This is a genomic window from Dyadobacter sp. CY356 (assembly GCF_021440195.1).
In the GTDB taxonomy this organism is placed as follows: Bacteria; Bacteroidota; Bacteroidia; order Cytophagales; family Spirosomataceae; genus Dyadobacter.
The window spans coordinates 1,316,559-1,331,291 of sequence record NZ_JAJTSZ010000001.1 but is presented as its reverse complement, the minus strand read 5'-3'; the positions used below and the strand labels follow the sequence as shown (position 1 = coordinate 1,331,291).

General features: G+C 41.2%; 13 protein-coding genes. 3 read left to right on the top strand and 10 right to left on the bottom strand.

Annotated features, from left to right (window positions below):
- Window positions 1-647: 647 nt before the first annotated feature.
- Window positions 648-1,061 (top strand): response regulator, encoded by a 414-nt coding sequence (locus tag LXL81_RS05525; protein WP_234645713.1) that lies wholly within the window; start codon window positions 648-650, stop codon window positions 1,059-1,061.
- A 4-nt stretch (window positions 1,062-1,065) separates the two neighbouring features.
- On the opposite strand, the gene LXL81_RS05520 is transcribed toward LXL81_RS05525, so the two are convergent.
- From LXL81_RS05520 to LXL81_RS05490, 7 genes are all read right to left on the bottom strand, one after another.
- Window positions 1,066-2,289 (bottom strand): ATP-binding protein, encoded by a 1,224-nt coding sequence (locus LXL81_RS05520; RefSeq protein ID WP_234645712.1) that lies wholly within the window; start codon window positions 2,287-2,289, stop codon window positions 1,066-1,068.
- An 11-nt stretch (window positions 2,290-2,300) separates the two neighbouring features.
- Complete coding sequence (locus LXL81_RS05515) at window positions 2,301-3,092, bottom strand: alpha/beta fold hydrolase (RefSeq protein ID WP_255713633.1); 792 nt, start codon at window positions 3,090-3,092, stop codon at window positions 2,301-2,303.
- Window positions 3,093-3,606: 514 nt separating this feature from the next.
- Window positions 3,607-3,792 (bottom strand): hypothetical protein, encoded by a 186-nt coding sequence (locus LXL81_RS05510; RefSeq protein WP_234645711.1) that lies wholly within the window; start codon window positions 3,790-3,792, stop codon window positions 3,607-3,609.
- 203 nt (window positions 3,793-3,995) lie between these two features.
- Window positions 3,996-4,526 carry a DUF892 family protein gene (locus tag LXL81_RS05505; protein WP_234645710.1) on the bottom strand — a complete coding sequence of 177 codons (531 nt, stop codon included), beginning with the start codon at window positions 4,524-4,526 and terminating at the stop codon, window positions 3,996-3,998.
- Window positions 4,527-4,534: 8 nt separating this feature from the next.
- Window positions 4,535-4,894 carry a response regulator transcription factor gene (locus tag LXL81_RS05500; protein WP_234645709.1) on the bottom strand — a complete coding sequence of 120 codons (360 nt, stop codon included), beginning with the start codon at window positions 4,892-4,894 and terminating at the stop codon, window positions 4,535-4,537.
- Window positions 4,895-5,185: 291 nt separating this feature from the next.
- The gene (locus LXL81_RS05495) at window positions 5,186-6,082 is read right to left on the bottom strand and encodes an NAD(P)-dependent oxidoreductase (RefSeq protein ID WP_234645708.1); all 897 of its coding nucleotides are present in this window, start codon (window positions 6,080-6,082) and stop codon (window positions 5,186-5,188) included.
- 196 nt (window positions 6,083-6,278) lie between these two features.
- Window positions 6,279-6,572: a hypothetical protein gene (locus tag LXL81_RS05490; protein WP_234645707.1), complete on the bottom strand. Its 294-nt coding sequence runs from the start codon at window positions 6,570-6,572 to the stop codon at window positions 6,279-6,281.
- A gap of 629 nt (window positions 6,573-7,201) precedes the next feature.
- Between LXL81_RS05490 and LXL81_RS05485 the strand changes: the two genes are divergently transcribed.
- Both LXL81_RS05485 and LXL81_RS05480 read left to right on the top strand, forming a co-directional pair.
- A complete protein-coding gene (locus tag LXL81_RS05485) occupies window positions 7,202-8,452 on the top strand; it encodes a HAMP domain-containing sensor histidine kinase (RefSeq protein ID WP_234645706.1) in 1,251 nt (416 codons plus the stop codon).
- A gap of 952 nt (window positions 8,453-9,404) precedes the next feature.
- A complete protein-coding gene (locus LXL81_RS05480) occupies window positions 9,405-12,152 on the top strand; it encodes a DUF4347 domain-containing protein (protein ID WP_234645705.1) in 2,748 nt (915 codons plus the stop codon).
- A 94-nt stretch (window positions 12,153-12,246) separates the two neighbouring features.
- Here the strand turns inward: LXL81_RS05480 and LXL81_RS05475 are convergent, their stop codons facing one another.
- From LXL81_RS05475 to LXL81_RS29250, 3 genes are all read right to left on the bottom strand, one after another.
- Window positions 12,247-12,876 carry a response regulator transcription factor gene (locus LXL81_RS05475; protein ID WP_234645704.1) on the bottom strand — a complete coding sequence of 210 codons (630 nt, stop codon included), beginning with the start codon at window positions 12,874-12,876 and terminating at the stop codon, window positions 12,247-12,249.
- 393 nt (window positions 12,877-13,269) lie between these two features.
- Window positions 13,270-13,401: a hypothetical protein gene (locus LXL81_RS29025; protein WP_255713630.1), complete on the bottom strand. Its 132-nt coding sequence runs from the start codon at window positions 13,399-13,401 to the stop codon at window positions 13,270-13,272.
- Between the two features lie 250 nt (window positions 13,402-13,651).
- The gene (locus tag LXL81_RS29250) at window positions 13,652-14,032 is read right to left on the bottom strand and encodes a LytR/AlgR family response regulator transcription factor (protein ID WP_409013851.1); all 381 of its coding nucleotides are present in this window, start codon (window positions 14,030-14,032) and stop codon (window positions 13,652-13,654) included.
- Window positions 14,033-14,733: the final 701 nt, after the last annotated feature.

Sequence of the window (14,733 nt, the reverse complement as noted above, 5' to 3'; positions counted from 1 at the left end):
AACGAGCAGGATTCCGTAGGTTTGCTGCCCGTTTTTTGTATTTTGATGTTGATCTAGAAGTAACACATCGATTTTAGCTCCGTAAAAAATAGCGCGCTGGGTTTTTATTTGGACATCTACGATCTTCTAAACCCCAAAGACAATTTGCATCACAAGATCTGGGAACTATTAAATTCACATTTATCTGAAAGGAGCCTGCTGAAAAATATTGTTTAAATGATGACATACTAAATATACCATAGTATGTTTCCCCATAAGTGCCGGAAATTTTGGAATGTTGAAGTGGCCTGATATGCAGCAATCGCCTGCCCTTCCGGAACATGTTAACCCAGTGAAAATTAAAAACGGAACGTACCGGAGCATGCTGACCCCTCTTAAGCATATATTCAAATCGTGTAACGGAGCATCCCGCTCTTAACATAGGCTGACATGTTTGAAAAGTTACCCCGGATCTCTTGTATTAAGCAGAAAAAAAATGCTTTTATTGTCAGGCTCGGTAGCATATTTACACAAAGGCCAATCCGTAGAAAGATGATTAATTTTTACTCACATTGACAACGGTTGTTGCTTTGAAGGGTTTATATCGGTTTGAGAACATTTTATCTCGTCTGATTTGTTTAACTTTACTCGTAATTTTCTTCAACAGAATGACTGATAGCGAGCAAATAATTTTTTTGGTAGACGATGATGAGGACGACCGGATGCTTATCGGAGAGGCCATCGTTGAGATGATGCATAATGTCAGGGTAATTGAATTTAATAATGGGATTGACTTTTTGGATAGCATTTTAGCGCAACCGCATTTAAAACAGCCGCTTATATTAATGGACATAAACATGCCCCGTATGAGCGGGCTTGAAGTGATCAGCGCGATGCAGTCAGATCCTCAATGCAGACTTTATCCAGTCGTGGCAATATCAACTGCCCAAGATGCAGCACAGATTGAAAAAGTGATTGCAAGTGGCGCTTTACAGTATTATACCAAGCCACATAGCTTCGATCAGATCGGGCAGCTGGTTGGCAATATCAAAGATTTTTATTACAGCCATTACGGCTTCTAGTACACTACGTATAAATATTGAACTCGGGCGCTTGTCTCAGGGGAAGCACTATGATTACCGTTGTCCCCTCTCCTATTATTGACTTTGCTTTAATGGTACCATAATGGTGTGAAATAATCTGTCTGCACAAAGCCAGTCCAAGCCCTGGTCCGCCGGAGCCTGCGTTTAGTTTGTTCAGAAGACCAAAGACATAGTCTTCGAACCTTGAGTCAAAACCGGTGCCATTGTCGTTGAACTCTATTTTAATATGGTCGGTATACCGGTATTTTGATAAATGATTCTGGTAAGCATTCTCCTCAGTCACTACAGCGCTTACAGCAATACGTAAAGCACGGTTTGGGTCCTTATTCTGTGCTGCATTCTTTAACAGTTCAAAGAATACCCTTTTAATCTGTGCGGCCCTTCCTTCAAATTCAGGAATATCACCCAGTATGAGTTCAATCCCATCGTATTTATTTTCTTTTATTAGCTGGGTATTGGCCTGGCTGATAAGATCAGCTGTCTTAATCAGGGTTACAGCGCCTTCGTCGCTACTGATCTGCACAAAATCCAGCAAGGAACCCATCAAAAATTTCAACCGCTGGATAGACTTGCTTATCACTGTTAAATGCCTTATCTCATTTGCATTTTGCGGATTACCCGAGGTACGTAAATAGCTATCAAAAAAGAGGCTGATTTTCCGTATGGGCTCCTGCACATCGTGCATGAATACCTTGCCCATTTGCAGGTATTCTTCGCTGCGCCTTTGAAGAATAGATATTTTCCGGTCCAGCTCGAATTGATTTAATTCAAGCTGCTCTCTAAGCTGAATTAACAGTTTATTTTCCTGCAGCGCTTTTTGCTGTGCCCGGTTGATCTCAAGCAGCTGCTGTTCATATTTTTGTCTTTCCCATATAGGTGAGAAAACACATACATAACCCGGCTGAGCACTTTCAGAGGTTAATTTCGCATTGACCATCATCGGCACCGGCCTACCACTTTCCGATCTTAACGTTAAAAATATTTCACTTACCTGCTCATTTAATTTCAGTAGCGGAAAAAAATGGGTCTGGTAAAAAATCCGGCTTGATAGTGTCAGCATTATTTCTACGCTTTGACCCAAAAGGTCTTCACGCTTGTAACCCAGCACGGTACATACCATATGATTTGCATAGGTAATGGTCCCGTTCTCATTGAAAACGATGCAGCCGCAAGGCAACTGCTCTAATATACTTTCTGCCTGGATCAATGACGAGTAGGTTAGGTCAAAAACTCTTTAATAAGTTTTATAGTTTCCTCTGGCGCGCTCAAATGCGGGCAGTGCCCAGTGGCTTGCATCAACCTGTAAACGCTGGTTGCCATATGGCGGTGCAGGAACTGCCCCACTTGAACAGGCGCAATGATATCTTGTGAGCACTGTAAGATCAAAGCAGGGTGCTTTACTTTATCCAGATCCTTTCTATTATCTGATAAAAAAGTAACCTTGGCAAACTGTCTGGCAATGACTGGGTCAGTCGAGCAGAAACTCTCGGTCAGCTCAGCACCAAGCTCAGGGCGCTCGTCATTTTTCATAATGGCAGGAGCAAGAAAATTGGCCCATCCGATGTAATTGCTTTCCATCGTCAGCAGAAGCTCTTCAATATCAGTCTGTTGGAAGCCCCCGGTGTATTGCTTGTCGTCAATATACCTGGCCGACGGTCCGACCAGCACCAAACTCTCAAAAAATTCAGGCTCCTTGATCGAAGCGAGCAAACCCACCATACCACTAACAGAATGTCCCACAAAAACACTGTTTTTTAAATCGAGCTGATGACAAATATCGAGTACATCCTGGGCATAACCGTTCAAACTGCTGTAACGTTCTGAATTATAAGCTGTAACATCCGAATTTCCACTTCCAACATAATCAAAAAGAATAATTTTATACTCCTTCTCAAATGCAGGCCAAATGTAACGCCACATGTGCTGGCCGCACCCAAATCCATGGGCAAAGATCATAGGCTGCGAGCCTTCTCCAAAAACTTTTACGTTATTTCGCTTTACTATGTCCATAAATATACTAAAACCCAAAGGTAAACCTATTATACGACTGCCGACTACGGGACGGCTGTATTTCTTTGTCTTTGGACCGAGAAGATGGCTCTGAATCTTTTTACAATTTAAAAACAGCGTCTCTCCTTGAAAAATGGCAGGCAGGAAGAATCAGAAAGAGCTATAAACTGGCGTTATTGCTCTGAGACTTGTCTGATGGTTGTTTGTCATGCAGCAGATTCCTTTGATATTACGATAAACCGATTTTATAACAGTCCCATCTGTAAACAATTACACGGTGACAAGTATTATTCGTCAGCGTTCCATTAAGATTTATCACAGTGCTTCACAGTTTGATCTGGCTTTCGAGTCATTTTAAGTATATTAGTAATATCTTTCAAATATTCTAACACCAATATTAAGATCAATAATACCAATGAACAGCAAAAGTTATGCATGCCCATACCAGGTCTAAATACACATGACAATTGCTGCAAATTTTCCTTGCTGGCAGTGATTGAATTGGTCATATCTCTCAGCCGATTTGAAGATTCATACGACCGCGCCGATCCACTGACACCACATTCAGCGCATTCAGCTTTTCACTGATCTTGAATTTACGGTTAGTGTAGAAAAATATAATCTCTTTTAAAGCGTGCGCAGTATCCGTTTCGCATCGGAGAAAAACATTTTCAGCCAGTGCATACAAAAGAAACAGCATAACTAAAGTGGAAGTATAGATACCCAGTGCCGCGGCCAGTACCACCGCTCAGGTGAATTTAACAAATGCACAGCAGCCGCAACTTGAAATAATGACTTTATGAAATGTTGTAGTTTAAGTAATAACCCTGGGTGAGGTATTATTTTGGGAAGCAACCACCGCAAGTGCATACCATATTTTTAAGCATGCCCTCCGGCAGAAATTTAGCTTTTCTGATGATTGGGAGCAGCCGTAGAAATATACTTGGCATTGATAAGCAATATTAGCATTCTGTTCGCCTTCGCATCTTCATAATTGCTTCTTATCAGCGATTTTATTGTCTGATTACTTAACTTGACAGATACCATTTCAAGTATTTGAAACGATGCCATTTCAATACATTCGATACAATTCAGATAAAACAAGACCGACATGTCTCTTAATTGTGGATTGCCACTGTGTAATTTAATACCGCTAAAAGAATCTTCAATCATTCCTGTTAGTCCACGGAAGGGAACCTTGGAAAAGATGATGGGTAAACTTTGGTAGATCTGATCCATTCTGGCAATCTGCTGTTTTACATCCTGAATGGTCTTATCAATAGCTTCTCTTAAATCCGAAAAATGTGCATTTTCCAGTAGCTGAGGTAATTGGGATAGTTGCAATGTTTTTGCAGTATAAATCTGGTTCAGATGATGCATGAAGAACTTTTCAAGATCATCCGTGCCAACATTGATAACATTTGATTCTTTCATAGGGTCTATTATAATAGATATCTCTCTACCGTCAGTAGCAGACTCAGCATGTTATAGGGTTTAGCCAGATACGTATTGGCATTGCATTGTTTGGCAATTTCAGCAATATTAAGCTCTGCCGAGACTAAAATTGTGGGTATGCCAGTGGTATCCGTATTTTCTTTTAATTCTCTGCAAATATCCGCTCCCGATTTGGGTGAACCCTTTAATCTTACATCGAGCAAAGCAAGGTCCGGACACAGCTCTTGTATTTCTTTGTTTTCGAGCGATATATTAGAAAAGACTACATCATATCCCGAATTACGAAAAACAATTTTCAAAAGCTCTATCATGTCTTCATCATCTTCTACTATTAATATTCTCTTCATGGCATGATCTGCTGGACGGTGCCCGCCCCGGATACAATTCCCGTGCCAAAAGTGGAAAGTTATGGCCATCACAAGACTGCCCAATCAAATCAGTTCGATAGCGATTTACCCAATAAAAGACTGCTGCTATAAATGTTAAACCGTCAAGCAACTAACCGGCCCACAAAGTTTATCAACGGTCTTTTTAAGGACTACTGTTCAACCCCTTTCATGCCAAGTACCTTAATCGAGTTTAAGCTAGATTTAGATCCTCCCTGGAATTAATCCGGTTGACATATATGCACTTTTCGTTTAATGTCTGTATTCCCCTTTCAAACCCGCATCATCTGATGCCCCAAGTGCCAACGCGCCCCAATCAAGATCATCTCTTCCTTTTGCAATTGCAGACACAAAGCGATTTTTCACTAAATCTGCAATAGGCATGGATACACCTGAATCTGATGCTGTTTTCAGGGTCAGATTAATGTCTTTTAAGCCAAGAGGCAGCCCGAATGCCACGGGTTCATAAGTGTGGTGTGCCACAGTCAGACCATAATTTCGGAAAACTGGGGCAGCAAATAAGGTCTGAGTAAGCATATCATAAATACTCTGACGCGAAATTCCATTCTTTTCTGCCATCGTAAAAGCCTCTGCCATCATTTCGATGCTCGCTGCGATCATAAAATTTCCTGCCAGTTTTACAACATTGGCAGCTCCAGGATCATCTCCAAAATCATAGATACCTTTGACGAAAGTCTGAAGAATAGGTTTGACCAGATCCTTGGCAACTTGATTACCTGAAATACTGATATTACCTATCCCAGCTTTAACTGCTTCCGGGCGTGCAAAAATAGGAGCTGCAACGTAGCTTGCTCCACTGTTTTCATGTATTTTGCTTAATCGCCGTGAAGTTTCAGGCGAAATAGTACTCATAGAAATGTGCACACCATTTTCACCTAATTTCTCGATCAGTTCGATCGAGAAGATTTCTTCCACTGCGGCATCATCAGCCAATACAGAAATCACGATTCCTCCGGCTGTAACCGCGTCAATCGGATCAGTTACGGACTTGGCGCCCAGGTCAACCAGTGGTTTGGCCTTTGCGGCGGTCCTGTTCCAGACTGTAAGTTCAAATCCGGAATTGATCAGACTTTCGGCAATGGATGTCCCCAGATTACCAAGGCCAAGAAAAGCTATTTTTTGCGGCATGATTTTTAAAGATTTATCCAAAACATAAGCGCTTTTGGAGGTGGTTTAGTAAAGTTCAGAACTTAGATAACACCAGAATTTTAATTCACAAATGCCTTATTTCCGCCTATCGAAACAGTTCCAAGCGGTGATAAATCAAAGGCACAGTGATTGATTCACTTCTAAGATACTCATAATAAAAAAATTAGTCACAAAATCACATATCTGAAAGCGCATGTTGCACAGCCGAGACGAGCTCCGAAGGCAGTTGATTACAATCCTTTGTATGAAGTATATTTTGCACCGAGCTTGACTCGCGAATGTAGATGGCTTGGTCAGAATCAAAGGAAAGATAACCCTGCTGAAAAAACCGGACTTCTTTAAAGTTACTGGAATCCAATGCTAAAAATGTCAGCTCAGTAATGCTCAACTTATCATTTTCGAATAACAGCCACTTATAGATATCAGATTTTGTCGCTTCAGGCGGCAGATCCGTTCGTTTTATTTCCAAGATATAAATTTCGGTATTTTCGAACAGGTAAAGGCATTCAAATGATAGAGACACTTATGACCAAGTTTAATTTGAGATCGCAAATTAATAAAGCATACCGGAAATAAAAATCTCTCATTTTTTGATCATATGAGGTGGCATTCTGTCCATATGTTTATTACCAGGTAATTGTCAGAAGCAAAACTTAAATTTCAAAAGCAACTAAATTCCGAGTGTGCACCAGTGCAAAGCAGCGCCTGAACAACAATTGGACTACTTTAAACTCATTACGCGAAAGTATTTTTCTGGAAACCTTAGGCTATGAATGGATGCACAGGACAAGATAAATTGCAGAACTTGGCCCTGAAATTTATGCTGACGGGCAAATGCTGAAAAATTCAATTATACATTCCATTGAGAACATGTCTGTCAGCGCATGTGTTGAGCCTGCTGGTAAGATCTGTGATCTGGTTGAAAAAGTTAAATATGAACTTGGGTTTTTAAAATAATGATGGCAGAGTAGTAGGAGAGCGGTTCGGCCAATGACTGGATTACCCATTGTATAAGCTGGTCTTTATCCAGACAGATCGGGTGTTGTTGCAGTCTAGTCTGAATGTTTACCTTTGCAATGAATGCCGCCCGAACCGATTATGAACAAATACAACCCAAGCCTTGGCTTGCTCATTGCCACTTTGTTGACTACTGCTCTTTTACCAGTCAGGCTTTCAGAAGGCCAGGGAAAGGATCTTTACAATTTAACCGGATCCGAACTTGTGATCTGGCTCATGTGCTTTACTTGCTGGTGCGCCACTTACTTCATACAATTGCAGCTTAAACTCCGCAAATGGCAAAAGATTGCGCTTTCTCTTGTCTTATGTGCTGTACTGTCAAACTTATTTTACTACTCATCCAATCCCTTCTTTGAGGATTATCCGCTAACCCCCATGCGGTTGTACCCACTGGCTTTTGCAACGCTGCGTCTTTCGCTCCGTGGACTATTGATGGGCCTGATTATCGTCCCTATCGCTTTTCTATTTGAAAACGAACGGCAATTGCACAAAGCAGAACTTGATGCTGAAAGACACCGAATAAAAGTCTCACAGGAGCAAAACAGGTTACTTGAATCAATAGTCAGCGAGCGTACCAAGACACTTGAAAATACACTTTCCGCACTGAGAGAATCTGAAAGTAAACTCGATAATCAAGTATATATGCTTTCCCGTTTGGTAGCTTCTGTGACCCACGATGTAAGTTCCCCTTTAAAATATGTTATTATAGTCGCCAATAAAATAAATCAATTTTTAGAAACGGGGCGGTCCAGTGAAGCAGGTCAGTACAGTCGGGAGCTTCACAAAACATTGATCAGCATGTCCGCATTTATGAATAATCTCCTTGAATTCACCAAAACCCAGGTCAGAAACGAATCCATCCAGATAACAAAGGTTAAGCTGCAGACACTGATCAGTGAAAAAGTCAGGTTGTTTGATGGGATAATCAGTCAGAAAAATAACCAGCTTTTTGTCGACATTGACAACGATTTGATCATCTACACCAACTATAATCTCTTTGCGGTAATCCTTCATAACCTTCTTGACAACGCTACCAGGTATACAGAAGATGGAACTATTTCAATAAAAATGGAAACGACAGGCGCCAAACTTGTTCTGTTCATTGAAAATAGTGTCAATACGATTCCTGAGACCATTTTTAACAATTTAGAAAACAGTGCCAACTTACAATATTGGCAGAAAAAACCAGACCCTAATGAAAACCAGGGCATCGGCCTTATCTTGGTCAGAAACATTTGTGCTTTGCTTGATATCGATTTTTTAATTGAGCTCAAATCTGGTGTGGCAGCCGCTCGGTTAATTTTCAATGAGCCGAAGAATTCGGTTGTCTAACTATAGATGATTGAGTTGCCGTTTTATACAAAATCGACAATGTCATATTTGTAAAGGCTGTGCTCAAACCTGGAATCGTGCCAATTAACAACCTATCCTTCTCTTGGATCTGGCCCAGAAAAAACAAAATAATCTCAAGTATTATTTAGACGTATCCACGTTACCGTCAGCATCCTGGCGCCTTCCATATTATGAAAACAAACTCTCAAAGATTAGCATTTTTTGCTTCAAACGCCACCTTAAACATTTCTATGCTTATTGTAGTCATATGACTATTCTCTAAGATTAGACCAATCACTAAGTTTGTCAGAAGGGATTCAATAGAAACAGGCTTTATCCTGACTTTGAAGATTGTCAGGAGATTTATTTTAAGCTGCAATTCCTTACCGGCTGGTGTTACAGCGGGCCAGGAATTTATTCCGTTTTTAGTCAAAATCTGACGGTTTATTTAACGGACACTTGAATTTGTTGAAAGTAAAAAATTGCCCTGTTATGTTTACACTACTCAACGACACTATGAAACAAGCTTTGATACAGTTCAACAAAGCAGATCAATTCCTCTTCGATTGCTTTTCGTTGCAACAAAGGCCCCTGGCAAGCGGCGATGCGGTTCAGGTACGCTTCTATTTCAAAATTCTCTTTTTTGATCCAAATACCTAGCCAAATTAAAAGGCTTAATCATTTCTATGCACATTCATAGCACTTTCGACGGCCGTTAAAAACGATAAATCCATAGCAATTAAAAGGTATAGAGGCAGTCTCCAATTTTGCTTGTTAGTGATAGGGATCAAAGCAACCTAGCAATGCTTAGAATATAGGCATGCGCCAGGTCCGCAACTTATACAACGCCTTCTTAACCTTTGGACCGGCATTATTGAGATAATTCTACGGCAAACCCTGGTTTGACCGCGGTGATATATACTAATTCTTTCCACTTTTTAATTTCAAACATATGAAAAAACATTTCCACCAAAGAAATAGTCTGTTGCTAGGACTGGCTTTACTTTTCTCCATCCTGTCGAGCCATACCTTTGCCCTGCATCACATCGATGACCAGGTCAAGGGCAAAAGGCATATTTTAGAGGCGTTAAAAAATGCACAAACAGGAACACTGCATTTTATTTCACATGGCAGAGCGGGACAATTACTTGTTGACGGCCAATGGCTCGATGCATCAAAACTGGCAGTGCTACTCGGAGAGAAAATTAAAAAAGACCCAGCGATCAGACACATAAACATTTATGGATGTGAGTACGGAAAAGGTTCCGAAGGGCAGGCGGCAGTTGCCTATTTACAGAAGACATTAAAAGTTGGTATTGCAGCCTCGGACAACATGACAGGCCAGGGTGGTGACTGGAGGCTGGAAGTAGGCTCACCGGGTTCACATCCTTTGACGCCTGTTCATTACCCATTCAATTTACAGTCCGATACTGATTTTGATCATGACGGGATCACAGATACGCTGGATTTGGATGATGATAATGATGGTATTCTTGATAGTGAAGAATCGGTGGTACCTGCTCTGGTTTGCACTCTTCATTATCCCAACACTGCTACAACTGATATAACTGCCTCGCCCACCGCTTTTCCCACAGGAAGAGAGCTGGTTAATACCTATGACAACCAACTGACAACCTTCGGCGGCAGCTCAACGGCCAGTCTGCTCGGGACGGTGACCTATATGTACAATACACCGCTTAGTCAGGTTACAGAATTTCAGTTTTTTTCCAATGGAGGAAGTGTGCTGACTGATGGACAGGTAACAAACATTGCTTCTGTTAAATTTTACAACAGCGCAAATCAATTGCTTTACCAGGCAGATAATGTGGTAATTCCACAGGCCAGCGTCTCAACCCCATATGTTCTTACATTTCCAACACCATTACAAGATGTCGCCTCATTTACCCTGACTGACTTATCGGACCAGACGCATGGCGGTTCCAGTGAAGCGATCTGGAAAGAGGTAAATGTTAAAACGTGTGTAATGTCGGATGCTGATATTGATACCGACAATGATGGCATTGTTAACAGGCTTGATCTGGATAGTGACGCAGATGGTTGCCCGGATTCACAGGAAGCTGCGGTGGTGTCAAGTTTTCCAAGGATCCCTTACGCGAGCACTACGGTGACCAACACGGGCGGAACCCAGCCTGCGGTATTATCACAAATTAACCTGGGTACTTTTCAGGACAAGAACAGCAACGGATTTGATGACAGACTCGAGACTACCACAGCTGGCTTGTATGCAGGAACCTATACGTACCTGAAGGCCATAGATAATTCGGACGCATCCTGTATAAATGTTCTTGATACTGATGCAGATGGTGTAGCCGATACGGTCGATCTGGATGACGACAATGATGGCGTACTGGACACAGCAGAATCCGCAGCGCCTTCTTGCAGTCTTCAGTATCCCAACAGTGCCTCAGCCAGCATTATTTCTCCGGCTAATGCTTTTCCGGCAGGAAGAGAGCTTATCAATACCTATGACAATAAACTGACAACTTTTGGCGGTTCGCCACAGAATACGGCCAGTCTGATCGGCACGATTACTTATTTGTACAATACGACACTAGATCAAGTAACTGAATTTCAGTTTTTTTCCAACGGCGGAAGCGTGTTGACTGATGGGCAGGTGACCAATATTGCATCGGTCAAATTTTATAATACTGCAAACCAATTGCTGCATCAGGCCGATAATGTAGTTATCCCACAGGCCAGTGTATCTACTCCTTATATTCTTTCATTCCCTACCCCGTTACAGGGCGTTTCCTACTTTACACTGACAGACTTAACCGATCAAACGCACGGCGGCTCTAGTGAAGCCATCTGGAAAGATGTAAACCTTAAAAGCTGCCCGCTTTCTGCGGATCTGGATACCGATCAGGACGGAATTGTCAACCGGCTTGATCTGGACAGCGATGGTGATGGATGCCCTGATTCCCAGGAAGCAGCTGTGGTGGCAAGCTTTGCCAGTATTCAGTTCGCAAATAGCAACGTAAACAATGCCGGTGGTGAATCTGCCGCTCTATCTTCACAGGTTGCCATAACTACCTTCATGGACCTGAATGGCAATGGCTTCGATGACCGTTTTGAAACTGCTACCGCTGGCGTCTATGCCGGCACTTATACATATAGCAAAGCACTCGACAATGCAACCACAGCTTGTACGCCTTTACCGGTAACACTGATCTCCTTTACTGCTAAGACCAGTCCTGAAGGAAACTTGCTGTTGTGGGAAACGGCTCAGGAAAAAGATTTTGACAGCTTCAGCATTGAAAGATCTTTTGATATGGCCGCAGTCTTTACAAACATTGGCAGTGTCAAAGGTGGTTTGAATCAGTACAAATTTACGGATGCAATTGCTAGCAAGGGGCACAACTATTACCGTCTTAAAATGATTGATCTGGATGGAAGCTCAACTTACTCTAGAATAGTGCATGTTTACCAGCCTTTCGGCGAGAATGAACATACAATCTTTCCTAACCCCGGCATTAAACATACGGTGTTTATTTTCAACTATTTCACAGTTGAATCCGTAAAAGTTTATGATATAAACGGAAATACCGTGAAGGTAAAAACCACCCGGCTTACCGACCGGTACCAGTTTGATATTGATCCAAAAGCATCGCCAGGCATTTACATTCTGCAATACCGTGTTGGACCAGAACTGATACGCAGGAAGTTCAGCCTAAACTAGGGGTAGCAAAGTCATTAACTCTAAAAAGCGGAGCGGATAATACACCTGCTCCGTTTTTTAGAATTAACACAACGACAGACTGGCTTAATGCCCATCAAGGCTGGTAACGGTCCACTATTCTGACTAGATCTACAATGTTTTCGACAGCTAGTTTCTGAAAGATTCTTGTTTTTTGAGTGCTAACAGTTGAAAACTTCAGGTTCAGCTCATCTGCAATTTCCTTGGTCCACTTACCTGCAAGCAAAAGTGCAAGAACCTGCTTTTCACGGACTGATAGAGATTCCAACGGATTTTTCTGAGGATTCCCATTGAGGATATCTTTAAACATCTTTTGTTGGACCAGCCCGCTGACATATTGTCTATCTTCCATTACAGTAAGAATCGCGCTCTGGGTTTGTTGATCGCTGCTGGCTTTATGCAGAAATCCATTAACTCCGGCCGCAAGATAAAGCGGAGCGAAAAGCAGCTCATCTCTGCCGGTACAAACCAGAATACGCGCACCAGGCTGCTGCTTGCGAAGGGCTTCTATCATTGCTGTGCCCAGACCACCCGGAATTCCCAGATCAAGAATGATCAGGTCCATGTAGTTGTCTTCCAGCTGCCTAATCGCTTCTGTAAAAGAATCTGCAATATGCACCCTAGGCGCTTTGATTACTTTTTCTACCTGAATCTGTATCCCCAAACAAGTCATTCGATGATCATCGACGATCAATATTTTATTCATAATCGGCAGCTCTCACCATCACGTTAAGCATCTAATCTCAGCAGAATTAACCCAAAACACCTTGTTAGAATGTGTTAATTCAAGCATCTCTCCTTTTGTAAGAGTCACACATATTCCTCATTTATCGCAATATTCAAAGATTTGAAACAGCCGCAAGATGCCCATTTATATGATCAAAATTCTATAATGATTCGGTATCATTTATAAAAACCAACGATATTTAACAGCGGTTTCGTTCCTCACTTTACAACTATAAGTTGTAGAATTTTAACGACAAGCACCTGTCCAGATCTTAAAAATGGTCTACGAGCTTTATTACACTTTTATAGCTGACGAAAACATGTCCGTTCATTTTTTAAATACCCAATCCACTACTACAATCATTATAGAAAATTACTGTGGAATCCCTGTTGCCCGCCACAATGTTTTGTGCGCGCGTTTGTCAGCCGTTTGCCGGAGAATGTCAATTACAGAATCATGTTTCAGACAATCGCCGGAATAGTGTGCACCGATCGACTCAGGCAAGCAATCAGACTTTTAGACCTTGTCATCCTTGATATTCATATGCCGTGTAGAAACCGCCTTGATACGGCCCAAATCAATAAGCCGAAAATTCCCCTTTATAGAAATAATCACTATGTCAACAAGCGGCGATAACGAAGGAACCAAAATGATTCTAGATACAGGCGCAGAATCGTTCCTGTTGAAGAATAAAAATAGCACTCAGGAGCTTTTACCCATTACTAGCTTGCTGCTAATCTGACGTGGCTTTTATCTAATTCAGACGAACCGAATCAGGAATCGCCTCTTGCCTGGTCAAAATCTCTAATAAATGATTAAAACGCCTTCTGGCGACTGGAAGTTGATCGCCGTTAGTCAAAATAACGCGGTCAGAACCAATAAATTCAACCAAGTAATCAGGATTTACACTATAAGATCGGTGTATGCGAAGAAAGGAGCATCCTAGGATTGTAAGCGCGTGCTTTATCGTATTTGAGAAAAGATAGCATTTGCCATCTAGCGTATGAATATAGGTATAATTTCCATATCCTCTCATGAACAGTATCTCACCAGCAGTGATATGAATTGTACTTTTTTTATGATGTATACGGATTACCTTTTCGTTAGGCGTTGTAATATTTTGAGTTGTAAGCATTAAGAATATTCTTTTATATAAGAGCATAGTCAACATCGTTTTTAATCTGCTTCTACGGATGAATTAGCTAACCCGAAGATAGTTCGCATCGTAAAAACTATTCAAAAAATATGACAAAAAGCCCTATTCCACCGCTGAATGATAATTTAAAGAAAAGTGCAACATATTCTTGCCTGACCGAATCTTAACTATATATTTAATAATGATTACATTTTATTGGATATACTTCTTCACAATAATTTAAATATAGCTATCCATCAAACCAGCATACTGCCAGGCAAACAATACACTTTTATCTAAATTGACATATACGACTCAAACCGGAAAATCGATTAACTTCACCTAGATTTGGCAGATTCCCATCAGATCTTCCCCTGAAAACATATTCACATCGGCTTATTACTTGTGTTTGCCACCTAACTTTTTTATCATTTTTATCTGATCATATTGTATTTTAACTCTTGTTTTTTTTATTTCATCTCTTTATACAAAAAATAAGATTGATTAAGCCATGTGTATAAATGCACAAAAAAATTTATCAAAAGCCAGTAAGATTTTATCTCAGATCAGTGGCATCATCAAATCATCCAGGAGTATCCATCTTTAAGATCTATCTACCAAGAGATTGATTGTAGATTCCTAGGCAGGGTTCAATGAAAGCGAAGAAACACGAAACAGCCTTGCATCATCGAAGCAAAAAT